Here is a 23831-nt window from a genome sequence, read left to right as displayed (position 1 = left end):
ACAGAACTCAGTACGCGTCGTTATCCACCGGTCGTGTATGATCGGTGTGCAGTCCAGTAGCCGTAGTCCTCGCCAAGCGCGATGATCTGCCCGACCGTGATCGCGTGGACATCGTCAAACTGCAGCGCGGTGTGCCCGAGGAAAAAGTAAGCAAAGAGGATCACGGGAATGGTCGCCAACCGCCGGTAGTGTGGCCCTTTCGGCGCAGCCTGTTCAGCGGCGATGAGGACATCAAATTCCTCCTGCGAAATCACGGGCGGCAGCGCCTCTCGCGCCTTGAGACGCGCGATGGGATTGTTTGCGGGGGCGCGGGCGGGCAAAGCGTCGGCGCTCTCATCAGCCGACGCCGGGTCCGCCTTTCTGGACTCAGCCGCAACATCGCGATCTTCACCTCGGTTCTCCGAGATCTCCGCCGTGTCAGCTACTGCAACATCAGCGACAGGCGCTTGATCTGCGGCCTTGTAAAGCGCGTCAAGAATGTCATCGACATCTGTCTCGTGAATCGGATCGGCAGACGCCTCGGCGTCTTCGTCCTCATCCTGATAGAGGTCGCGGAAGAAGGCCTCATCGTATTTTGTGTCTTTAGGTTTTGTGACAGCGGCAGGTTCCACTGCCGGGACGTCCTTGGCCAGTTTCGCTGCATCGGTTCCGACCGCCTCACCCGCATCCTGCATCGACTGGATCAGGTTGCTGACCGTGAGATTGATCGTCTCATCATCCCGCGCCCGCGCCCGCGCCAGTTCGGCGCGCTTGCTGTGGTCGATCATGAGGACCCACTCTTCAGCCGATTGGACTCGATCCGCAGGCACGATGCTCATTGCCTTGTCGATCGCGGCAAGAAATGCATCATCGTACGCGGGGAACCGACCCAGCAGCGGCTGGTAAAGATCAGGCTGGCTCGACGCCAGTGCGGCCAACCGGGCCTGGCTGTTGGGCGGCGCTTCACCAGAGATGAGATGACTGAGCGACGCAGCGAGGGCATAGAGATCGCTGCACGGGTATTGCTGGCTGCCGGCGACGTAGAATTCCTGTGGCGAATAGCCATCCTTCACGACCAACACGGCTGAGAGAACCCGGCTCTTGCGGCTCGCTTCCTCGCGCGCCGCGCCAAAGTCGATCAGAACCGGGTGACCTGTCTTGTCCACCAGGATGTTGTCGGGCGAGATATCGCGGTGCAACAGGTCCTGACCATGCACGTGCGAAATTGCGTCAAGCAGCGATAGGGTCAGCTTGCGCACCTGCGCGGATGACATAGACGGGCTACCGCTTTCGATGATGTCGAGCAGATCCTTCCCATCAACCAAGTCCAGAGCCATATAGGCCGTCTCATTATCTTCAAAGACCTGATGCACGCCCACGACACTCTCGTGGTCGAGGCGGGAGAGCGCATGCGCCTCGCGGATGAAAAGCGCGACAATTGACTTGAAATCGTCAATGTAGTTCCGCGTCCGGGCGCGGACCGTCTTCTTCACGCGACTGCAAAACGCCTCGGGGAAGCACTCCTTGATCACGACAGTGCGGTTCAAGCTGTCTTTCGCCAGATAGGTGATGCCGAAACCGCCACTGCTGAGATAACGAATGATCTCATACTGCCCGCTCAGCAATTGGCTGCCGGGGGCAAGGGCCTCGGTGTTGGCCTCTGGTGGAAGTGTCCCGTCTGGGGTGCTCATTGTCGTGTCATTCGTCCATGGCTGCTCAAAGTTCCAGCCGCCGCGACGGCGCACCAAAACCCTTCCTAGAGAGGCCAAAATGCTGTGACGAAAACATGGCCACGCCGGGGAAGACCCGTGCCATGAAACGACAAGTTTATACTAATTTATGAGGTCTTAACGCCGATCAGCGCAACGTCACTTAAAGAACTGCGCGCGTGGCTTTTCCGGCCTCCTCGGCCTTTGTGGCGGCGACAGAGGCAACCGCGAGATCCTGCAGCCCGACGCCCGTGCCATCAAAGAGCGTGATCTCTGACGCATCGCTCCGACCAGGGTGGGTGCCGTTGATCACGGCACCAATTGGCGTAATGTCACCTTCCGAGAGAAGACCGGTCGACACCGCATGTTGCGACTCGCCGATAGTGGTCGATTGAGCAATCTCATCCGCAAAGACGGTGGCGGCAGCCAGCAGCGCCGGGTCGACCTCCTGCTTCCCCTTCGTATCAGTTCCCATGCAGGCGATATGCGTGCCGGGCTTGATCCAGTCCTTCATCAAGAGTGGCTCGAAGGCGGAGGTGATGGTGATGATCACATCGGCCTGCGCGCCCAGCTCCTCCTGGGTCACCGCCTCAAAGGTGAGGCCGAGCTCTTCGGCAACAGAGCCAAGGCGTGGCAACATTTCGGGATGCGGATTCCAGGCCACAACCTTTTCGAAGTCACGCTGTTCCGCTGCCGCGCGCAACTGAAAAGTCGACTGGTGCCCTGCCCCGACCATGCCCAACACCTTGGCATCCTTGCGTGCAAGATGCGCAATGGAAACCGAGGAGGACGCCGCTGTGCGCACGGCTGTCAGATAGTTGCCCCCGACCAGCGCCTGCAGCATGCCTGTGTCCGGATCGAAGAGGAAAATGGTGGACTGGTGGTTGGTCAGCCCCTTGTCCATGTTCCCGGGCCAATAGCCGCCCGACTTAACGCCGAGCGTCTTGCCTGCCTTGTCGAAGCCCGACTTGAAGCCGTAGAGCGCGTCCGCATAGCCAATCGCCTCGCGAATGACCGGAAAGTTATAGGCGTCTCCCCGCGCCATGGCGCCGAAAACGGCCTCAACTGCAGTGAATGCGTCGGCGCTGCTGACCACCTCCGCACAGATGTCCTCGCCGACGATCAGCAATCCTTCACTCATGGGGTGTTCCAGTTCTGTCAGTGGTAGAGACACACGCGCCCCGTGGGTCGGGGCGCGGCCTTTGGTCGTCATGGGGTGTGGGCTCAATAGGCCTTGCCGCGGGCTGATATAGGCCACAGCGTCTCGACCTTGCCGTTCCGCACGCCCACATACCAATCATGGACATTACAGGTCGGGTCGCAGTGCCCGGGCACCAGCTTCAGCTTGTCGTTCACCTTCAGCACGCCATCCGGATCAGCCACGACGCCATGCTCATCGGAGCATTTGACATATTCCACATCTGTGCGCCCAAAAATGACGGGCAGACCGGAATCTACGGATTGCGCCTTGAGGCCAGCATCCACGATGGCCTTGTCCGCCTTGGCATGACTCATGACCGAGGTCAGGATAAAGAGCGCGTTCTCCCACTCGCCCTGATCGATCCGGTTGCCATTCTCATCGAGAATACGGCCATAGTCGGCGTCCATGAAGGCGTAAGACCCGCACTGCAGCTCGTTGTAGACGCCCGAGTTTCCCTCGAAGTAGTAGGAGCCTGTGCCGCCGCCACCAACGATATCGCAGTTGAGGCCCTCGGCCTTTAGCGTATCAACTGCATCCTTCACCTGAGCCACGGCCACATCGATCTTGGCTTTGCGTTCCTCATAGCTGTCGAGATGCTGCATCGCCCCCTGATAGGCTTGGATGCCGGCAAACTTGAGGCCGTCCGCCGCGTCGATGGCCTTGGCGATCTCAACGACCTCCGGCGTGGTGGTCACGCCGCAACGGCCAGCGCCGCAGTCGATCTCCACAAGGCATTCGATCTCAGTAGCGTGACGGACAGCCGCCTCGGACAGGTCTGCCACATTCTCGATGTCATCCACACAACAGATCGTGCGCGCGCCCAGTTTTGGCAGCCGCGCAAGCCGGTCGATCTTCTCCGGCTGGCGCACCTGGTTTGAGACCAGCACATCCTTGATGCCACCACGCGCAAAGACCTCTGCCTCCGACACCTTCTGGCAACACACGCCGCAGCTGCCGCCGAGTGTTTCCTGCAACAGCGCCACATCCACCGATTTGTGCATCTTGCCGTGCACCCGGTGACGCATGCCGTGCGCCTTTGCCCAATCGCCCATCTTCTTGATGTTGCGCTCCAGCGCGTCGAGATCCAGCACGAGGCAGGGCGTCTGTATCTGTGCCTCATCCATGCCGATGGACGCAGGAATGTCATAGCCGACTTCAAAGTCTTCGAATTTCACTTGCGTGTTCATATCCGCTCTCCTTAACCCGTGATCCAGGGCAGTTTGTCCAAATCCACATTGCCGCCTGTGATGATGACGCCGACCCGCTTGCCTCGGAACACCTCCGGGTTGCGCAGGATGGTCGCCATCGGCACGGCGCAGCTTGGTTCCATCACGATCTTCATCCGCTCCCAGGTGAGTTTCATCGCATCGATGATTTCCTGCTCGCTAGCCGTCAGCACATCGGTCACGAAGCTCGAGACGAAGTGCCAGGTGTTGTCTTTCAGCGGCACCTTGAGCCCGTCCGCGATGGTCACCGGGGCGTCATCGGCGATAATGTGGCCCGCACGGAAGGACCGCGCGGCATCATCCGCCTGATCCGGCTCAGCCGCGTAGATCTCCATCTGAGGTGCAAGGTTCGACAAGGTCAGGCAGGTGCCCGAGATCATACCGCCCCCGCCGATGGGCGCGATGACCGCGTCCATGTTCTCGACCTGCTCCAACATCTCCAAGGAACAGGTCGCCTGCCCGGCGATCACACGCGGGTCGTTGTAGGGATGCACGAATTCCGCCCCGGTGGCCGCCTCCACCTCGGCGAAGACCGCCTCGCGGCTCGTGGTCGAGGGTTCACACTCGGTGATGAGACCGCCGTAGCCCCGGACCGCCGCCTTCTTGGCCTCGGGCGCCGTGCGCGGCATCACAACATGGCAGGGGATGCCACGCCGCCCGGCGGCGTAGCTCAGCGACAGCGCATGGTTGCCCGACGAATGGGTCGCCACACCCTTCTCCGCCATCGCGTCACTCAGCCCGAAGACCGCATTCGACGCGCCCCGCACCTTGAATGCTCCCGCCTTCTGGAAGTTCTCGCATTTGAAGAACAACTCCGCTCCGGTGAGCTCGTTGAAGTATTGCGAGGTGAGGATCGGCGTGCAGTGGATGTAGGGTTTGATCCGCTCATGCGCCGCATGCACGTGGTCGATGGTCAGGTCGGGTCCGGTCAGTGTATCCAGCATGATCGCCTCCTACGCGGCGGATTTGATCAGCGCAGCGCGATGCTGGCGATAATAGTCCTGCGCCGCCGCCACACCGCTGCCGAGCTCGATCGGATAGTCAAGGTCTGCCATGGCCATCTCGATGGTCGCGAGGCCGGACAGAACCATCACATCGGTCAGGCTGCCCAAGTGCCCGATCCGAAACGCCTTCCCGTTCATCTCGCCCAGCCCGATCCCGAAGGAGACGCCATAGGCGTTGAACGCCTGATCGGTCAGCGCGTTGCTGTCAAACCCGTCGGGGACATAGACCGCGCTCACCGTATCAGAGTAGAGGTCCGGGCTTTCAGCGACGAGACGCAGGCCCCAGGCATCGACCGCCCGGCGAACCCCTTCCGCGAGGCGGAAGTGCCGGGCGTAGACGTTCTCCAAGCCTTCTTCCATCAACATCTTGAGGCTCTCGCGCAGGCCATAGATGAGTTGCAAGGGCGGCGTGTACGGAAATCCGCCGGAGGCGTTGGCGTTCATCATGTCGCGAAAATCGAAGAATGTACGCGGCAGTTTGGCCGTTTCCATCGCAGCGAGCGCCTTGGGGCTCACCCCGAGGATGGCCATGCCCGTCGCCAGCATGAAACCTTTCTGCGACCCCGATACCGCGATGTCGACTCCCCAATCGTCCATTTTGAACTCGATGGAGGCCAGCGAACTGACACAATCGACGAACATCATCGCCGGGTGGTTGGCCGCATCCATCGCTGCGCGCACGGCGGCGATGTCAGAGGTCACGCCCGTTGCGGTTTCGTTGTGCGTTACGAGAACCGCCTTGATTGCGTGGGACGTATCTGCGGTCAGAACGGCCTCGAACCGCTCGGCGGGCGCACCGGCACCCCATGCGCAATCCAGCACATGAACGTCTAAGCCGTGACGCTCGCAAAGATCGATCCAGCGATGGCTGAACATTCCATATCGCGCCACAAGCACTTTATCGCCGGGGCTCAGCGTATTGCAGATTGCAGCTTCCCAGCCGCCGGTTCCACTCGCAGGAAAGGTGATCACCTTGCCGTCAGTCGTGCCGAAGACCTTCTTGGTTTCTTCCAGCACCGGCGCAAAGGTCTCGATAAAGTCCGGGGCGCGGTGATCACGTGTCTGAACCTGCATCGCCGCGCGCAGACGATCGGGCATGTTCGTCGGTCCTGGGATGAACACGGGGTTCTGATCTGACATAGCGGTATCCTCCTTTGCCACCCTGTATCTTATCAACTAGATCGGCGTAATCAATTTTCTCGAAAATATTTTTCATTTAGTAATTTAAATTATCAAACATATGTTTTTATAAGGTATTTTGTTTTCCAAATTTGCATTCAATTTTTTGTTGAAAATATTTTTCGGAAATGCAAAACTCTGGACAGCATACCGAAGGGCAATCACCGACATGACGCCGCAGAAGCGCCCTCGCGGGCGCCCCAAGTCTCAATTCAAGGAAAGCTCGGCTGGCACGCTGCAGTCGCTGGATCGTGCGCTGGGTATCCTCACGGCGATTTCCAAGGCAGAACGAGCCACCCTGACCGATTTGTCCCTGTCACTGGGCGTGCCCACTGCCACCACTCACCGCATCCTGACCACGCTGCAGAAGCACGGGTTTGTCGCCTTCGACGAGGAGCGGCAAGACTGGGTCATTGGCCTCGAGGCTTACCGCACTGGTGTGTCCTTCCTGAATAGGACGGGCCTCAGCGCGGTCAGCCGCCCGATCATGCGGCAGCTGATGGAGAGGACCGGGGAGACCGCCAACCTTGCCATACCAGACGGGGCGGAGGTCGTGTTCGTTGCCCAGATCGAATCGAGCAACCCTATCCGGGCCTTCTTCGCCAAGGGTACGCGCACCTCGATGCATGCATCGGGTACCGGTAAGGCAATTCTCGCAGCACTGCCCGAAGCGCGTGTGCGGAAGATGCTCATGTCAACGGGGCTGACGAGCTTCACCGAAAACACTCTGATCACCCCCGATGCCTTTTTCGAGGATCTCGCACTCACGCAGGATCGCGGATGGTCATTTGATCGCGAGGAGCGCTATGCTGGCATGTCCTGCATCGGCAGTGTCATTTATGATGAGCATCGTGAGCCCTGCGCCGGTGTGTCCATTTCAGGACCCAGCACCCGGTTTGACACCCACCGCGTGCCGGAACTTGGCGCGACAGTCGCAGAGGCCGCCCGCGAGATTACGCAGTTGATCGGCGGACGTTTCCCTGATCACATGGCAGGATCGGACAGCGGATACGGACAACCGGGCCATCACGTCGCCTGAGCGACCAGATGCGCATCAGATCAATGAACAGAGGAGACCGTCGAAAACCGCAACCACCACCGGAATTCACCTAAGGGTTGAGCTAACGGATTGTTTTTGGGCTACTTTCTTGCCTGATCACAGTGTTAGTCTAGTTTGACTATCGTAAGATGGGGAGAGGTCAGGGCCGCAGCGCAATGGAGGAGCATTGCGCTGGTAATAATCGAGCAAAACCGGCACCATTCTCCACATTCTACGTCAAGACCGAGCACGATGCTCATATCTGAAACGGGTCGTGGACCCGTACCTAGGGAGGAAACATGACAGATAATCTGAATCGCAGAAAATTCTTGCGGGGCTCGGCCGTTGCCGGGGCTGCCGCACTTGCGACACCTGCCATCGCTGACGGCCATGGCACAACGCTGAAAATGCAGGCGGCCTGGGGCGGCGGCATTTTCCTTGAGAACGCCCAGTCCTTCGCAGCACGTGTAAACGAGATGTCCGGCGGGTCGCTGACAATCGAAGTGCTGTCCGTTGATGCGGTTGTGAAAACCAGCCAGATGCAGGACGCGGTGCACCGTGGCGTTCTGGACGCGGCCCATTACGTGCCTGCCTATTGGTACGGCAAGTCCAAGGCAGCCTCGCTCTTTGGCACAGGCCCCTGCTTCGGCTGGTCGAGCCAGGAAGTGCTGGGATGGGTCTACGCTGGCGGCGGGCTTGAGCTCTTCAATGAGCTGATGGACAACCTGCGCCTGAACGTTGTGTCGTTCTTCAATTCGCCAATGCCCGCGCAGCCACTGGGCTGGTTCCAAGAGCAGATCACCGATGCCAGCCAGATGAACGGTCTGAAGTACCGTACCGTGGGTCTGGCCGCGGACGTGCTGCTGGAAATGGGTATGTCAGTGGTGCAGCTTCCAGGCGGTGAGATCCAGCCTGCTATGAAGTCGGGTCTGATCGATGCGGCGGAGTTCAACAACCCGACCTCTGACCGGGACTTCGGCATGCAGGACGTCTCGAAGCATTATCACCTGGCCTCCTATCACCAGAGCCAGGAATTCTTCGAGGTCACCTTCAACAAGGACAAGTTCAACGCGCTCTCTGACGATCACAAGGCGATCATCAAGAACGCGTCGATGGCGGAGAACTCGGGCTTCTACTGGGGCAACACCAAGCGTTACTCTGACGACCTGATCAAGCTGCAGGAGCAGGACGGCGTGAACGTCTACCGCACACCGGATTCGGTGATGGCGGCCCAGCTCGAAGCCTGGGATGTGGTGGCCAACCGCATCGCCGAGGATGACCCCTTCTTTGCCAAGGTCATGGAATCTCAGAAGGCCTATGCGAAGAACGTGATGAACTATCTCAACCTGAACCAGCCGGACTACAAGCTGGCCTACAACCACTACTTCGGTTGAGCTGATCACATCTGAGACTGAGATCGGGCGCTTGTTGGAGCGCCCGACCTTTTGGCTGCTGAGCGGGTCACAGGTTTTGGCCATCAGCTTCGTCGCGAGGAAGAGAAAAGATGAAATTCGTTCACGCCATTGAGGGTCTGAGCCTTTGGGTGGGTCGGGCCTTTGGATGGTGCATCCTGATCCTGACGCTCTCGGTGTCTTACGAGGTGTTCGTGCGCTACGTACTGAACGCACCGACGGTCTGGGCCTTCGACATGATGATCCAGATGTACGGCGCCCTGTTTCTGATGTGCGGCGCCTACGCTCTGGCACAGGACACACACGTGCGGGCGGATGTGATCTACCGCCTTCTGCCCATCCGGGTGCAGGCGGGCCTCGATTTCTTGCTCTACTTCCTCTTCTTCTTCCCCGGCATCCTCGCCCTGGTCTGGTTCGGCTATGAGATCGCCTCGGACAGTTGGCGATACAAGGAAGTCAGCTTCAACAGCCCGGCAAGCATCCAGATCTACTTTTTCAAATCGCTGATCCCGGTCGCCGGCGTGCTGCTGATGATCCAGGGACTCGCAGAGTTGGTGCGCTGCATCATGGCCATGCGCTTGGGCGAATGGCCGGAGCGTCTCGCGGACGTGAAAGAGACCGAGGACCTGCTGTCCGAGGCAGATCTCGCGGAAATCAACGCCATCATCCCCGGCAAGAAATGACGTCGCTGACGCAGCAAGAAAGATAACAAGATGACCAATCCCGAAGTCGCCCTCTTGATGCTGGGCCTGTTTATCCTGCTGGTGCTGCTGGGCTTTCCGATTGCCTTCACCCTGCTCGCGATGGGCGTGGCCTTCGGCTATTACGCCTATCACCAGGGCGGCCCAGTCGAGAGTTTCAGCGACATCTTCAACAACAACATTTTCTACCTGTTGAACCAGAACACCTACTCCGTGATGGAGAACCCTACGCTGGTTGCGATCCCGCTGTTCCTCTTCATGGGGTATGTGGTGGAGCGCGCGAACATCGTCGACAAGCTCTTCTTCTCGCTCTATCAGGCCGCGCGCAACCTGCCCGGCTCGCTGGCCATCGCGGCGCTGCTGACCTGCGCGGTCTTCTCGACTGCGTCCGGCATCGTCGGCGCGGTTGTGACGCTGATGGGTCTGCTGGCCTTCCCCGCGATGGCCAATGCGAATTATAACAAGAGCTTTGCGTCCGGCGTCATCTGTGCAGGCGGCACGCTCGGCATTTTGATCCCGCCGTCGATCATGCTGATCGTCTATTCAGCGATTGCTGACCTCTCGCCACTGCGCCTTTACGCGGCAGCCGTTTTCCCGGGGTTGCTCTTGGCGGGGCTCTACATCGTTTACGTGATTGTGCGGGTCTATTTTAACCCGGCACTCGCCCCACGTCCGCAGATGGACGACGTCCCACCCCCGCGCGAGATCTACTTCAACCTGCTGGTCAGCTTTGTGCCCCTCACGGTACTCATCGCGCTGGTCCTTGGCTCCATCCTCGGCGGGTTGGCAACACCGGCAGAAGCCGCCGCCATGGGCGCGCTTGGCGGCATGGTGTTGGCTGTGCTCTACCGGTCGATGACCTGGACCAAGCTCAAGGAAAGCGTGTTTCTGACCGCCAAGGCCACGGCCATGGTCTGCTGGCTCTTCGTAGGCTCCTGGACCTTTGCGAGCGTCTTCTCCTACCTGGGCGGCCACGACATTATCGCGGATTGGGTCGGCGGCATGGCGCTGGAGCCCTGGCAATTCCTCGTGCTCGCACAGATCATCATTTTCCTGCTGGGATGGCCGCTCGAATGGTCAGAAATCCTGATCATCTTCGTGCCGATCTTCCTGCCACTGCTCGAAGTCTTCGGGGTGAACCCCTACTTCTTCGCGATGCTTGTGGCGCTGAACCTACAGACGTCGTTTCTGACCCCACCCATGGCCATGTCGGCCTACTACCTAAAGGGAGTGCTCAAGAAACAGATCGAGCTGATGGAGATCTTCCGCGGGATCATGCCCTACCTTGGCATCGTAATCCTGACGATGGTGTTGATGTATCAGTTCCCCGCCATCGCGCTCTGGTTCCCGGATTATCTCTTTGGGGTCTACATCCCGTGAAGATCAAACCGCACGAGCTATCGGCAAGCGAGGCCTCCGCGCATATCGCGGCAGGGCGACTGTCATCGCAACAGCTGGTGCGGTCCTGTCTGGATCGGATCGCCGAGACCGAGGACGGCTTACGCGCTTGGGCTCATCTCGACCCGGAGGCGGCGATGGCCCAAGCTGCGGCCTGTGACACGCATCGGCAAGCGGGCCTCGCAACCGGGCCGCTGCATGGACTGCCGGTGGGATTGAAAGACATCATAGACACGGGCGATATGCCAACCCAACGCGGGACACCCATCTTTGCGGGACGCCAACCCGACGAGGATGCCCGCGTCGTCGAGATGCTGCGCGAAGCAGGCGCGGTGATCATGGGGAAGACGGTCACGACCGAGCTGGCCTTCATGCATCCCAGCGAAACACGCAACCCGGCGAACCCTAATAACTCACCAGGTGGCTCGTCCAGCGGCTCGGCAGCGGCTGTTGCGGCGGGCCATGTGCCTCTGGCAGTCGGCACGCAGACCAATGGATCCGTCATTCGCCCCGCCTCCTTCTGCGGCACCTTCGGGTTCAAACCCACACGCGGGACGATCCCGCGCACCGGCGTGTTGCAAACCTCCAAGTCGCTCGATCAGCTGGGCACCTTTGCGCGTACTCTTGAAGATGCTGCCATACTCGCCGATGTCCTGAGCGGCTATGACCAGCGCGACAACGAGAGTTTTTCCCACGCGCGGCCCAACATGGCGGCAGGAGCGCGAGGCACCCCACCGATGGAGCCCGACCTCGTCTGGTTTGACCTGCCCTTCTATGACCGGCTGTCAGACGCGGCCCGCGAAGGTCTGGAGCGTGTGATGGAGCTGCTCGGGCCGCGCATCACGCGAATGGAGCCTGCTGATCAGCTCTCCGAACTTGTGGCCGTGCAGGCACGTATCCATGAATATGAAATCGTGCGGCATCAGCAGGCTGTGTTCGATGACCACTGGGATCAGATCAGCGAGACTTTAAAACCCATCATCAGCCGAGCGCGCCAGATCAGTGACGCCGAGTACGACGATGCCTTGGCGGTCAAATCGTCGGCCGAAGCGTTCTTTGCAGAGTTTTTCACCGAATTCGACGCAATCCTCGCACCTTCCGCCGCAGGTGAAGCCCCCCGCTTTGGCGATGGCACCGGCGATCCGATCTTCTGCACGCTATGGACCCTCGCGGGGCTACCGGCTGTGACCATGCCCTTGCTGGTGGGCGAGACAGGGCTGCCCATCGGTGTCCAATTGATTGGTCCCGCTCACAAAGACGATCGGCTGCTGCGCACAGCAGCCTGGGTGCAACAACACATCGCGGCCGCAGCCGCCTGACGGAAAGGACAGCGCAATGTCATATCTTGTCAAACTGGTGATGGGCCTGATCGGCACCGGCCTTCTGGTGATCTTCGTCGGTGGCCTTTCGCACAGCATCTCGACCGGCTTTGCCGGTTTCTGGGGTGGGTTTCCATTCATGGTGATCGCCATCTTGGTCTGCGGTATGGCGCTTTACGACTATTGGGATGAGTGTATCCGCAAGAAGTGAGACCAAGGCGTCGGGTCTCGTCAGGGTGTTTTACTAGGTGAACAGATCGCCATACTGGTCCCGCAGAACATTCTTCTGAACCTTACCCATCGTGTTGCGCGGCAACTCGGGCAGCGTGATCAGCTTGCGGGGATGTTTGAAGCGCGCCAACTGCGCCCCAACAGCCTGAGCAATGGCATCCACATTCGGCGACTGACCATTCTCCGCAACGAGAAAGCCCACCACCGTTTCGCCGAAGTCAGGATGCGGCACCCCGACCACCGCACTTTCCAGAACGCCGGGTTGATCATCGAGCAGGCTCTCGATTTCCTTGGGGTAGATGTTGTAACCACCTGAGATGATCAGGTCCTTGTTGCGCCCGACAATTTGCACATAGCCTTGATTGTCGATCAGCCCGAGATCGCCGGTGATGAAGAACCCGTCCTCGCGCAGCTCCTCCCGCGTCTTTTCAGGCATCTGCCAGTACCCTTTGAACACGTTTGAACCGCGTACTTCGATCTGGCCGATCTCGCCATCCGGCAGTCTGGCCCCGGTGGCCGGGTCGGTGATCTTCAGCTCCACACCGGGCAGCGGAAATCCGACGGTCCCCGCGCGGCGGTCGCCGTCATAGGGGTTGGAGGTGTTCATATTGGTTTCCGTCATGCCGTAGCGTTCGAGGATGCGGTGGCCGGTGCGTTGCTCGAACCGGACATGCGTTTCAGCCAGCAACGGCGCGCTGCCCGACACAAAGAGCCGCATGTGCCCGACCAGCTCTTTCGTGAAGCGCTTGTCATCGAGCAGCCGGGTGTAGAAGGTCGGCACGCCCATCATTGCGGTGGCCTGCGGCAGCTGCGCGATCATCGCGTCGAGATCGAACTTTGGCAGGAAGATCATCGAGCCACCCGAGAGAAGCATGACGTTGGTGGCAACGAAGAGCCCGTGCGTGTGAAAAATCGGCAGCGCGTGCAGCAGCACGTCGTCAGCCGTGAAGCGCCAGTAGTCGACCAGCGTTTCCGCGTTGGAGAGCAGATTGGTCTGCGTCAGCATGGCCCCCTTCGACCGTCCAGTGGTGCCGGAGGTATAGAGGAATGCGGCGAGATCATCCGACCTGCGCTCCGCCGTCTCGAAGCGCGTGGACTGACCCGCAGCTAGATTGGACAGCGTCCCACCGCCCTGCCCGTCCAAGGTCTCCAACCGCGCACCCGACGCTGACGCGATCGGGCGCAGGCTCTCTGCTGCGGTCGGATCGCAGACAAGCAACCCGGCGCCGCTGTTCTTTACGAAATACGCAAGTTCCGCCGGAGTGTAACCGGTGTTCAACGGCAGGAAGACGACGCCGGCCTGCACCGCCGCGGCATAGACGGCGAGCGCCTGTGGTGACTTGTCGACCTGAAGCGCCAGCCTGTCGCCCGGCTCCAGTCCGATCTCGGAGAAGGCGTTCGCAAACTGGGCCGCCATCGCCAGAAAGGCGGCATGGGTGATCGTGCCGCCATCACTGAGGTGCAAAAACGGGGTGGTCTTGCCCGCGTGACGACCGAACAGCTGATCAAAGAGAGGGTTTGCCATCGCCATGTCCTTGGTCCGGGGCGGGATCGATCGCCGCCGCGAGGGTCTGCATGCCGGGTGATGCGGCGATCTGGTATGCGCCCGCATAACCCTCGTGGTTTTGCGCGATCAGCGCACGGTCGTAAAGATAGTTCACCATCACGCCGCCGGATTGCGCGATCCCATTGGGCGATACATCGGCGTCAGCGTGCACATCATGTACCAAAGCACCGTTTCCGAGGTGAAAGCGCGCCACCGGGTCACGCGGGCTGCCGTTGGATCGCTTGGCATTCAGAAGGTAATGGGCCGCGCATTGGCGCTGGTCTTCCGGATCGTCGCCTATCGTGAGGCCTGCCTCGCGAGCCCAGTCCATCAGGCCCGGGATCGGAGAGAGCGTCACAAAGGTGTCGAGCCCCGGCAAATCCCGCGACAGATCTGCGACCACCTGTTTGATCAAGGAATTGCCGAAGGAGATGCCCGCAAGCCCGGACTGGCAATTGGAGATCGAATAGAATACCGCGGTGTCGGCCTCGTCCGCCGCCAGTTCGTCACGCTCGTCGGACAGGAGATCCTGCACCGATCCCGGGATGCCTTTGGTCAGAGCCACCTCCACGAAAATCAGAGGCTCATTGGGCATCGCGGGATGAAAGTATGCAAAACATCGTCGGTCGCTGGGCTGGACCCGGCGGCGCAGGTCCTCCCAGCTGTCAATGGTGTGCACGGCCTCGTAAGCGATGATTTTCTCCAACACTTCCGCCGGGCTCTCCCAACTGATCGGCAGCAGGACAAGAAAGCCGCGATTGAACCAGGAGGACAGCAGATGCCGCAGATCCTGATCGACAGGGCCGAGGTCAGGGCGTGCCTTCAAGGCGTCGAGAAGGTCATCGCGCATCTGGACAAGCTGGGCCGTGGCGCCCGGCACCTGATTGAGCCGCCGGGCCAGTTCTTGGCGCTTCGGCTCTGCGGCAGCAGAAAAGGCGCGATATGTCTGACCAGAGGGGGCGGCTTCAAATGCCGCCAACGTCTGCCGCACCGCTTGGGGCTCCAACCCCATATCGTCTGCGAGAAGCGTGAAAAACCCCAGCTTCTCGGCGCGCCCCATCCGGGCATAGCGGTCGAGGATATGGCGCGCGGTTGCGGCCCCCGACACCTCACCGGACCGGCCAAGCAGATCATTGCAAAGCTCTGGCATCGACCGCCCCTCGAGATCCGGCTCAAGCGGGCTGCGATAACGGCGCTCGAAAACGGTGGAGAGAAGGCCCGCGAAAAAGCTCAAAACGTCGGCCCCATGACGGCATCCGGCAACCACGTGGCCAGGCCGGGGAAGAGGCAAAGCAGGATGATCGCAATCACCATGCAGGCCACGAAGGGCAGCGACCCTTTGAGGATCGTTTTCAAAGAGATATCGGGAGCAATTCCGTTGATCACATAGAGGTTGAGGCCAACCGGTGGACTGATCAGACCGATTTCCATGTTGATGGTCAGCACCACCGCAAACCAAATCGGGTCGAACCCGGCGGTGGTGATGATCGGCAGCAGAATGGGCGCGGCCATCAGGATGACGGCGACGGGGGGCAGGAAGAACCCCGCGATCAGCAGGAAGACATTCACCGTGCCCATCAGCACCCAGCGGTTCACATCCAGCGTGCCGATCCATTCGGCGATGGATTGGGTGATAAAGAGGCTGGAAAGCATGTAGGAAAACACACCGGCGGCGGCGATGATGAAGAGGATCATCACGCTTTCCTTGGTGCTGTCGCGCAGCACATGCCAGAGCGCCACGGGGCTCCAGAGTTTGTAGATCACCATGGCGATGATCAGGCAGAGCAGCGCGCCAACGGCTGCGGTTTCGGAGGGGGTCGCGATGCCGCCATACATCGCGTAGAGCACGCCGATTATAATGCCGATGAAAGGCAAGACGCGTGGCAGGATTTCCAACCGTTGCCGCCACGTGTAACTGCCTGCGGTGAGCAACCCCGCGCTGCCCGTCTTCCAGGTGGAGTAAAGCGACCAGGCCATGAAGAGCCCGACGAGCATCAGCCCCGGGATCACGCCCGCGAGGAACAATCGGCCAATCGAGGTCTCGGTGGCGATGCCGTAGACGATCATTGTGACGGAGGGCGGGATCAGGATGCCGAGCGTGCCCCCTGCCGCGATCGAGCCTGCAGCGACGCCATCGGGGTAGCCGCGCTTGCGCATCTCGGGGATGCCCATCTTGCCGATGGCCGCACAGGTTGCGGGGCTGGAGCCCGACATGGCGGCAAAGAGCGCACAGGCGCCCAGGTTCGAGATCACGAGGCCACCGGGCACACGGGTCAGCCAACGTTCCAGCGCCTCGTACAGATCCGCCCCTGCCCGGGTCGAGGCAATCGATGCCCCCATGATGATGAACATCGGGATCGAGAGCAGCGCAAAGTTGTCGAGCTTGCCGAAGAGGATTTCGGGCATCAGTTCCAGACTGCGCATCCCGTCGAAGATCATCAGGAAACCAGCCGAAACGATCAGCAAGCCAACGGCTACGGACACGCCTGAGAAAAGCACGATGACAGTCGAGACCGCGACCAGCGCGCCGAGGACAAGCGGGTCCATCAGTTGTCCCCCAGCCCAAAGGGCGCTTCGGTTCGTGTCAACACACCGACCAGATCAGCGATCAACTGCAGCAACAACAAGCCAAACCCGACGGGCAAGGCCAAGTACGGAATCCAGAGGCGCACGCCCCAGACCGTGTCGGATTTCCAGCCGCGATCCCAAGCGAAATGCCAGTATTCATAGCCATACCACAGCATGACCCCGATGATTGCGATCGACAGCGAGAGAGTCACCACGGCCAATCCACGCCGTGCTGCCATGGGCAGGGCCAGCGGGATCAAATCGACGTTCACATGCCCGCGCAACCGTTGGACGTAAGGCAGGCCGACAAGCGTCGCGCCGATGACGAGGTAGATCACCATCTCCGTTTGCCAGACGGTCGAGCCATTCAGCACAAAGCGCACAAAGATCATCTGGCACGTGATCGCTACGGCCAGAACGATCATCCCTGCCGAACACCAGCCTGCGACGGTGGACAGGGCCGCAACCATGCGCAGGAAGGGGTGGTTGCCGACCGGTGCGGTCGCAGCGTTGTTCTGGCCAGCCATATCAGATGTCTCGGATGCTTGGGGAAAGTAACGGGCGGTGAGGGTGTTACCGCCCGGTAAAACTCATTCGACGGAGAGCGCCATATCGAGCAGGGCTTGCCCGTCCGGAACCTCCTCAACAAAGGCCTTGAAGGACGTCTCTTTCGCGATCTCTTGCCACGCGGCGAAATCGTCCGCCGTCATCTGCGCGATCTCAACGCCTGCATCCTTGAAAACCTTCACCGAGGCGGCATCCTGTTTCTTTGCTTCTTCGAGATAGAAGGCTTCAGCCTTTTCGGACGCCTCCAGAAGTGCCGTCTGCTGCGCTTCGGTAAGCCCCTCGAAGGTCGACTTGTTCATCAGCACAGGCTGGTACATGAACCACAGCGCCACGTCGGACGCAGGGGTATAGCACGATACCTGCTCGTAGATCCGGTACGAGACAAAAGACGAAGACGACGTATTGGCCGCCGTCAAAACGCCGGTCTGCATGGCGTTGTAGATCTCTGATGACGCCATCGAGGCGATAGACGCCCCTGCCCCGGCGAGCATCTGTTCAAAGGCCTTGCCCGCAGCTCTTGTCTGCTGTCCGGCCACGTCTTCCGGCTTGGTAATGCATTTGTCCTTGCCGACAAAACCGCCAGCCAGGTAGCCATGCACCAGCACCATGACGTCATCATCGGCCATCTTCGCCTCAAGCGCCTCCATGAAGGGGCTCTCGCTCAGCCGCGCTGCATGGTCGTGGTTTTTCACAAGGCCCGGCATCAGCGTGAGGTTGTACGCGGGTTGCTGACCACCGGCATAGCTCAGCGGCAGCACGGTCATATCCAGTTGGCCGCGGCTCAGCGGCTTGTATTGCTCTCGCGGCTTGAACAGTGACTTGGAGCCAAAAATCTTGATCTCCAGATCGACGTCCGCCGCGGCAACCTCGTCCGCGATGATCTGTGCCACCTGATGACGCACATCCTTGTTCGACCACTGGTGAGACAGGCGCAGCTCAGTCGCCTGCGCGGTGGCCGCGCCGGTCGCAAGACCCGCGGCAAGCGCGGCAGAAAGCAGTGATTGTTTCATGATTATCCTCCCAGATCGCCGGTCGTTTGCCCGGCCCACATGTCAGCATTTAGCGTCTCGCATCCAGAGTCAACTTTTTTGTATACAATAATGTGATTGTCGCACACGCAGTTTGACCTTACACTGGCGGCATGGACATCAGACACGCAGATCGAATTACGGACGCGTTGGAGGAGCTGGTTTTCACCGGGCAATTCAATGATGGCGACCGGCTGGACGAGATCAGGCTGGCCAAACAATTCGGTGTCTCCCGCACGCCCATTCGCGAAGCACTGCAACGGCTCGTCGCCTCCGGCATTGCCGAACAGCTGCCACGTCGCGGCGTATTTGTGCGTCAGCCCGGGCCCGTCGAGTTGATGGAGATGTTCGAAACCATGGCAGAGATCGAAGCGGTTTGCGGCAGGTTGGCGGCGCGCCGCATCTCAGATGACGCGCTCGATGAATTGGAGCAGGCCAACGCGCTCTGCCGCTCAGCCGTCGCCTCAAACGATACGGATGCCTATTATCGCGAGAACGAGCGGTTTCATCACACCATTTATGCGCAATCCGGTAACAGCTACCTGGCCGGACAGGCATTGCGCCTGCATCGGCGGCTCAAACCCTTCCGACGGCTGCAATTGCGGCTGCGTGGGCGAATGTCGCAATCCATGGCGGAGCATGAGGAAATCGTCGCAGCCCTCAAAGCAGGCGATGATCAGCGGGCCGCAACAGCCCTACGTGATCACGTTGGGATTCAGGGTGAGAAGTTCCGCCATCTCATGACCGAACTGCGCACCGCCGCCCAGTGAGCCTAGTCGCTGAGCCGTACGGCAGCACCGCTGCCTTGCTCTGCAGCCGAGAACCCGGCCTCATTCAAGGCAAAGCTGGCACCGACCGAGATCACCGCCATCGCTGCAAAGGCTAGGACGATCTCTCTCATGTGGAGCTGGCCTTCGACTGCTGTTCTTCCACTTCCGCGGTCCAGATGCTGTGGTGCTCGCGCGCCCATTGCAACTCAACCTCGCCGTCGCCCATCGCCGCATAGGCGCCTTCCATCCCGACGGACCCGATGTAGATATGCGCGATCACGATCGCCATCAGCACAAAGCTGACAATTGCGTGCCAGAGCTGCGCGTATTGCATCTCCTCATGAGGCGTCAGCGCGGTATTCAACTCTCCCAAGCCGACCAGCTGCGGCAGACCGAGCGCGTTCAGCTTGTCGAAAGTCGCCGCAAACATCGGCAGTTCGAACGGGAAGAGAAGCGACAGGCCAGAGGCTGCAATGGACCCGCCCAGAATGATGACGGACCAGAAAATAAGCTTCTGTCCCGCGTTGAATTTCTTAGCCGGGGGGTGACCGCCGCCGAAAATACCGCCACCCTTCAAGAGCCAGTTGATGTCGGTGCGATCCGGCAGGTTGTGCACAACCCAGAAGACAAAGACGAGGACCAGCGCCAGGATGAACGCCCAAGAGACGTTGTTGTGCACCCATTTCGAGGCGACGGCGACGGTGGCGAAGGCCTCATGCCCGAAGGCGGGGATCAGCACCTTGCGCCCCGCCAGCGTGATCAGCCCCGTGATGCCCAGCAGGATGAAGGACCCCGCGAGTAGCCAGTGCGCAAAGCGCTCAACGGACTTGAACCGCTGAATCGTCCGACCCGTCTTTTCGCCGTCGATCCGAATGCGCCCACGGATGAGATAGAAAACCGCCAACAGTACGATCATCCCACCCAGCAAGGCGCTGCCATAGGTCAGAAGCGGCCCTTCACGGAAGAGAAGCCAGCGCATGCCGCCGTCCTGGATCAGCACATCTGCGGCGGGTCCGCGCGCCTGTGTTGTGATCGCCGCACTGTTATAGCGATAGGCTCGCCAGAGGTCGGGATCAGAAGCCCCGCCCAACGTCCCGAGTTGCTCCGTGCTCGGTGCCGCAGCGTCGGGATTGCCCGTCAGACCGCTGCGAAAACTATCGTCAATCTTGAGCCCTTCCTGCCGCTTGAGGATGTCCTCGAGCGTTTGGGCACCGCCTGTGGCGCTGCGGTCGACGGGTGCCGCCTCCTGTGCTTGGGCGCTCACCGCGAGGCCCAGAGTCAAAAAGAGAGCACACAGAAGTCGGAGCATGGACGTATCCTGTTCAGTCAAGACAAGCCGGGGCGGCCCGGTGGAGCCGCCCCGCAAGAGTTCACAACCTTAAGGCGAAGGTCAACCGCCTTTCTGATCGTAAGCGGTGCCCCAGCCCCAGGCGCCCGAGCCGAAGCCCCGCGCCACAACGCGTTCGCGGTAGATGCTGGAGACGACGTCGCCGTCGCCCGCCAGCAGCGCCTTTGTCGCACACATCTCGGCGCAGATTGGCAGCTTGCCTTCGGCGATCCGGTTGCGGCCGTATTTGGCGAACTCGGCGGTGGAGTTGTTCTCTTCCGGACCACCGGCGCAGAACGTACACTTGTCCATCTTGCCGCGCGATCCGAAGTTTCCTGCTTGCGGGAACTGCGGCGCGCCGAAGGGGCACGCATAGAAGCAGTAGCCACAGCCGATGCAGAGGTCCTTGGAGTGCAGGACAACGCCCTCTTCGTTCTGGTAGAAGCAGTCGACCGGGCAAACCGCCATGCAGGGCGCGTCCGAACAATGCATACAAGCGACGGAGATCGACCTCTCCCCCGGCTTGCCGTCATTGATCGTCACGACCTTGCGGCGGTTGATGCCCCACGGCACTTCGTGCTCGTTCTTACAGGCGGTGACGCAGGCGTTGCACTCGATGCAGCGTTCGGCGTCGACGAGAAATTTTGCTCTAGCGGCCATTGTTCATGTCCTCCCTTACGCTGCCCAGATTTTGCAGAGCGTTGATTTCGTCTCCTGCATCTGGGTCACACTGTCATAGCCATAGGTCTGCGCGGTGTTCGTCGCCTCACCCAGCACATAGGGGTCCGCGCCCTCGGGGTATTTGTCCCTCAGATCGACGCCCTCCATATGCCCGCCGAAGTGGAAGGGCATGAAGGCCACGCCAGCCTCGACCCGTTCGGTGACCATGGCCATCACCTTGACCTTGCCGCCTTCGGGGCCTTCGACCCAGACCTGTTCGCCATCGCGCAGGCCAAGGTTGTTGGCGTCCCGCGGGTTCACTTCGACAAACATGTCCTGCTGAAGTTCCGCCAGCCAGGGGTTGGAGCGGGATTCGTCGCCCCCACCCTCATACTCCACCAGACGGCCCGAGGTGAGGATGATCGGGTACTCCTCCGAGAAGTCCTGCTCCTGGATGGACTTATACATGGTCGGCAGACGCCAGAATTTCTTGTCCTCATAAGTCGGATAGTCCGCCACGAGGTCCCGCCGGTTGGTATAAAGCGGCTCGCGGTGTACCGGAACCGGATCGGGGAATGTCCAGACAACGGCGCGGGCCTTGGCGTTGCCGAAAGGCGCACAGCCGTGCTTGATCGCAACCCGCTGGATGCCACCCGAGAGGTCGGTCTTCCAGTTGGTGTTAGGCCCGGCCACAGCGTCGATGGACGCGCGTTCCTCTGCGGTCAGGTCACCATCCCAGCCGAGATCCATCAGCATCTGCATGGTGAACTCAGGGTATCCATCCTGGATTTCGGCACCGGGGTTCGACACCCCTTCGGCCAGCAGGTTGTCGCCGTCCCGCTCCACGCCAAAGCGCGCCCGGAAGGCAAGGCCACCCTCCGCCACCGGCAACGACATGTCATAGAGATTCGCTGTGCCCGGGTGGTTCATCTCGGCAGTGCCCCAACAGGGCCACGGCATGCCATAGAAATCGCCATCCGCCGGGCCACCCACCGCCCGCAGCGTTGTGCGGTCAAAGGTGTGCTGGTTGGCCATGTGCATCTTCATCCGCTCAGGGCTTTGACCGGTATAGCCGATGGTCCACATGCCCTTGTTAAACTCGCGGGTGATATCCTCGATCACCGGCTCATCGCCGTCCATCGCGATGTTGCGGAAGAGCTTGTCATGGAAACCGAGCTTCTTGGCAAACATCGACATGATCGTGTGATCGGGCAGCGACTCGAAGATCGGATCGACCACCTTGTCACGCCACTGCAGCGAGCGGTTCGATGCTGTGCAAGACCCGCGTGTCTCGAACTGTGTACAGGCGGGCAGCAGGTAAACGCCATCCGTCCGGTCCTGCATGACGGCCGAGACGGTCGGATAGGGATCGACCACGACCATCATGTCCAGCTTCTCCATCGCCGTCTTCATCTCTTTCTGACGGGTCTGCGAGTTCGGTGCGTGGCCCCATAGGAACATGATGCGCGTGTTATCCGGCTGGTCGATGTTGTCTTTCTCTTCGAGAACGCCGTCGATCCAGCGCGAGACCGGAATGCCGGTCTCGTTCATCATCAGACGATCTTCACCGTCCTTGCCCGCGCCTTCCATCACAGAGAAACGGCCTTTCAGCCAGTCCAGATCTTCTTCCCAGACCCGTGCCCAATGCGCCCAAGACCCGGGCTTGAGACCATAATAGCCGGGCAGAGTATTGGCGAGCACGCCCAAGTCGGTCGCGCCCTGCACGTTGTCGTGGCCACGGAAGATGTTGGTGCCGCCGCCGGCAGTGCCCATGTTGCCGAGCGCCAGCTGCAACACGCAATACGCACGCGTGTTGTTATTGCCGTTGGTGTGCTGCGTGCCACCCATGCACCAGATCACGGTGCCTGGACGGTTGTTCACCAGCGTGCGCGCGACGCGCTTGAGCTGGCTGCCCGGCGCGCCGGTGACGCGCTCCACTTCTTCGGGTGTCCAGCGGGCGACCTCTTCCTTGATCTGGTCCATGCCCCAGACCCGTGTGCGGATGAACTCCTTGTCCTCCCACTCATTCTCGAAGATGTGCCAGAGGATACCCCAGACAAGCGCGACGTCCGTGCCAGGACGGAAGCGCACGTATTCATCCGCATGGGCCGCCGTGCGCGTGAAGCGCGGATCGCAGACGATGAGCGGCGCGTTGTTCTGCTCTTTCGCCTTCAGCATGTGCAACAGCGAGACAGGGTGCGCTTCGGCAGGGTTGCCGCCGATCAGGAACATCGCCTTGGAGTTATGGATGTCGTTATAGCTGTTGGTCATGGCGCCGTAGCCCCATGTGTTCGCCACACCGGCCACGGTGGTCGAATGGCAAATCCGCGCCTGGTGGTCGACGTTATTCGTCCCCCAATAGGCGGCGAATTTGCGGAACAGGTAGGCCTGTTCGTTGTTGTGCTTGGCCGAGCCGAGCAGATAGATCGAATCCGGGCCGCTTTCGTCGCGCACCTTCATCATACCATCGCCAATCTCTTCGATGGCCTGCTCCCAGGAGATGCGCTTCCACTCACCGCCCTCTTTCTTCATCGGGTACTTGAGGCGCCGCTCGCCATGGGCGTGCTCCCGCACCGCGGCCCCTTTCGCGCAATGGGCACCGAGGTTGAAGGGGCTATCCCATCCGGGCTCCTGCCCGGTCCAGACACCATTCGAGACTTCCGCGATCACGGTACAACCGACCGAGCAGTGGGTACAGATCGACTTGATGGTTTCCACAGCACCCGCCGCAGCCGTTGCCGCAGAAGCCTGCGTGACCGTGCCGCCTGTTGCCGAGATTGCCGCCAAGCCACCGATCGCCAGACCGGACCCACGCAAAAATGCGCGGCGGTCTACGGATTTTGTGGCCACGTCCGACAGGATGCTGGACCGTCCTGCGCGCTGCGTAACCGAGTTGGTCTTTTTCCTTAGCATTGTTCCCTCCCTTGCTGCCCCGTTGAGGTGGCTGGGTGTTGGTGTATGTCTGCT

Annotated in this window: 21 protein-coding genes; 7 read left to right on the top strand and 14 right to left on the bottom strand. The window is 60.5% G+C overall.

Features of this window, described 5'->3' with window-relative positions:
- Window positions 1-20: 20 nt before the first annotated feature.
- From ACVC7O_RS08445 to bhcA, 5 genes are all read right to left on the bottom strand, one after another.
- Window positions 21-1670: a serine/threonine protein kinase gene (locus ACVC7O_RS08445; protein ID WP_458325645.1), complete on the bottom strand. Its 1650-nt coding sequence runs from the start codon at window positions 1668-1670 to the stop codon at window positions 21-23.
- 181 nt (window positions 1671-1851) lie between these two features.
- Window positions 1852-2829, bottom strand: a complete 978-nt coding sequence (gene bhcD / locus ACVC7O_RS08440) for an iminosuccinate reductase BhcD (protein WP_458325644.1) — start codon at window positions 2827-2829, stop codon at window positions 1852-1854.
- An 83-nt stretch (window positions 2830-2912) separates the two neighbouring features.
- Entirely contained in the window at window positions 2913-4076 is a 1164-nt protein-coding gene (gene bhcC / locus ACVC7O_RS08435) for a 3-hydroxy-D-aspartate aldolase BhcC (protein WP_458325643.1), read from the bottom strand.
- A gap of 11 nt (window positions 4077-4087) precedes the next feature.
- Window positions 4088-5059 carry a beta-hydroxyaspartate dehydratase BhcB gene (gene bhcB / locus ACVC7O_RS08430; protein ID WP_458325642.1) on the bottom strand — a complete coding sequence of 324 codons (972 nt, stop codon included), beginning with the start codon at window positions 5057-5059 and terminating at the stop codon, window positions 4088-4090.
- A 9-nt stretch (window positions 5060-5068) separates the two neighbouring features.
- Window positions 5069-6259, bottom strand: a complete 1191-nt coding sequence (gene bhcA / locus ACVC7O_RS08425) for an L-aspartate--glyoxylate aminotransferase BhcA (RefSeq protein WP_458325641.1) — start codon at window positions 6257-6259, stop codon at window positions 5069-5071.
- Window positions 6260-6467: 208 nt separating this feature from the next.
- On the opposite strand from bhcA, the gene ACVC7O_RS08420 reads away from it, so the two are divergent.
- From ACVC7O_RS08420 to ACVC7O_RS08395, 6 genes are all read left to right on the top strand, one after another.
- A complete protein-coding gene (locus tag ACVC7O_RS08420; protein ID WP_458325640.1) occupies window positions 6468-7337 on the top strand; it encodes an IclR family transcriptional regulator in 870 nt (289 codons plus the stop codon).
- A gap of 299 nt (window positions 7338-7636) precedes the next feature.
- Window positions 7637-8731 (top strand): TRAP transporter substrate-binding protein, encoded by a 1095-nt coding sequence (locus ACVC7O_RS08415; RefSeq protein WP_458325639.1) that lies wholly within the window; start codon window positions 7637-7639, stop codon window positions 8729-8731.
- 110 nt (window positions 8732-8841) lie between these two features.
- Window positions 8842-9432 (top strand): TRAP transporter small permease subunit, encoded by a 591-nt coding sequence (locus tag ACVC7O_RS08410; protein WP_458325638.1) that lies wholly within the window; start codon window positions 8842-8844, stop codon window positions 9430-9432.
- Window positions 9433-9462: 30 nt separating this feature from the next.
- Entirely contained in the window at window positions 9463-10830 is a 1368-nt protein-coding gene (locus tag ACVC7O_RS08405) for a TRAP transporter large permease (protein ID WP_458325637.1), read from the top strand.
- Window positions 10827-12167 carry an amidase gene (locus ACVC7O_RS08400; RefSeq protein ID WP_458325636.1) on the top strand — a complete coding sequence of 447 codons (1341 nt, stop codon included), beginning with the start codon at window positions 10827-10829 and terminating at the stop codon, window positions 12165-12167. Before ACVC7O_RS08405 ends, ACVC7O_RS08400 begins: the two co-directional genes overlap by 4 nt.
- Window positions 12168-12183: 16 nt before the next feature.
- Complete coding sequence (locus ACVC7O_RS08395) at window positions 12184-12378, top strand: hypothetical protein (protein ID WP_458325635.1); 195 nt, start codon at window positions 12184-12186, stop codon at window positions 12376-12378.
- A 33-nt stretch (window positions 12379-12411) separates the two neighbouring features.
- Here ACVC7O_RS08395 and ACVC7O_RS08390 read toward each other — a convergent pair whose 3' ends face one another.
- From ACVC7O_RS08390 to dctP, 5 genes are all read right to left on the bottom strand, one after another.
- On the bottom strand, window positions 12412-13923 hold the full coding sequence (locus tag ACVC7O_RS08390; protein ID WP_458325634.1) for a malonate--CoA ligase: 1512 nt from the start codon (window positions 13921-13923) through the stop codon (window positions 12412-12414).
- A complete protein-coding gene (locus tag ACVC7O_RS08385) occupies window positions 13904-15178 on the bottom strand; it encodes a malonyl-CoA decarboxylase (RefSeq protein WP_458325633.1) in 1275 nt (424 codons plus the stop codon). Before ACVC7O_RS08385 ends, ACVC7O_RS08390 begins: the two co-directional genes overlap by 20 nt.
- Window positions 15175-16491, bottom strand: coding sequence for a TRAP transporter large permease (locus ACVC7O_RS08380; RefSeq protein ID WP_458325632.1), 1317 nt, complete (start codon window positions 16489-16491; stop codon window positions 15175-15177). The genes ACVC7O_RS08385 and ACVC7O_RS08380 overlap by 4 nt, the downstream gene beginning before the upstream one ends.
- Window positions 16491-17039, bottom strand: coding sequence for a TRAP transporter small permease (locus ACVC7O_RS08375; RefSeq protein WP_458325631.1), 549 nt, complete (start codon window positions 17037-17039; stop codon window positions 16491-16493). The genes ACVC7O_RS08380 and ACVC7O_RS08375 overlap by 1 nt, the downstream gene beginning before the upstream one ends.
- A gap of 63 nt (window positions 17040-17102) precedes the next feature.
- On the bottom strand, window positions 17103-18089 hold the full coding sequence (gene dctP, locus ACVC7O_RS08370; protein ID WP_458325630.1) for a TRAP transporter substrate-binding protein DctP: 987 nt from the start codon (window positions 18087-18089) through the stop codon (window positions 17103-17105).
- A 131-nt stretch (window positions 18090-18220) separates the two neighbouring features.
- Here dctP and ACVC7O_RS08365 point away from each other — a divergent pair, with 131 nt between their 5' ends.
- On the top strand, window positions 18221-18877 hold the full coding sequence (locus ACVC7O_RS08365) for a GntR family transcriptional regulator (RefSeq protein WP_458325629.1): 657 nt from the start codon (window positions 18221-18223) through the stop codon (window positions 18875-18877).
- Window positions 18878-18879: 2 nt separating this feature from the next.
- Here the strand turns inward: ACVC7O_RS08365 and ACVC7O_RS08360 are convergent, their stop codons facing one another.
- The 4 genes from ACVC7O_RS08360 to ACVC7O_RS08345 all read right to left on the bottom strand — a co-directional run bounded on the left by ACVC7O_RS08360 (window position 18880) and on the right by ACVC7O_RS08345 (window position 23777).
- Window positions 18880-19008: a hypothetical protein gene (locus ACVC7O_RS08360; RefSeq protein WP_458325628.1), complete on the bottom strand. Its 129-nt coding sequence runs from the start codon at window positions 19006-19008 to the stop codon at window positions 18880-18882.
- Window positions 19005-20186 carry a formate dehydrogenase subunit gamma gene (locus ACVC7O_RS08355; protein ID WP_458325627.1) on the bottom strand — a complete coding sequence of 394 codons (1182 nt, stop codon included), beginning with the start codon at window positions 20184-20186 and terminating at the stop codon, window positions 19005-19007. The genes ACVC7O_RS08360 and ACVC7O_RS08355 overlap by 4 nt, the downstream gene beginning before the upstream one ends.
- 81 nt (window positions 20187-20267) lie before the next feature.
- Window positions 20268-20864: a formate dehydrogenase FDH3 subunit beta gene (gene fdh3B, locus ACVC7O_RS08350; RefSeq protein ID WP_159975708.1), complete on the bottom strand. Its 597-nt coding sequence runs from the start codon at window positions 20862-20864 to the stop codon at window positions 20268-20270.
- A 15-nt stretch (window positions 20865-20879) separates the two neighbouring features.
- Complete coding sequence (locus ACVC7O_RS08345; RefSeq protein ID WP_458325626.1) at window positions 20880-23777, bottom strand: formate dehydrogenase subunit alpha; 2898 nt, start codon at window positions 23775-23777, stop codon at window positions 20880-20882.
- Between the last annotated feature and the right edge of the window lie 54 nt (window positions 23778-23831).

Source organism: Roseobacter cerffii (assembly GCF_054226325.1).
This window is presented reverse-complemented; position numbering and strand designations above follow the sequence as displayed.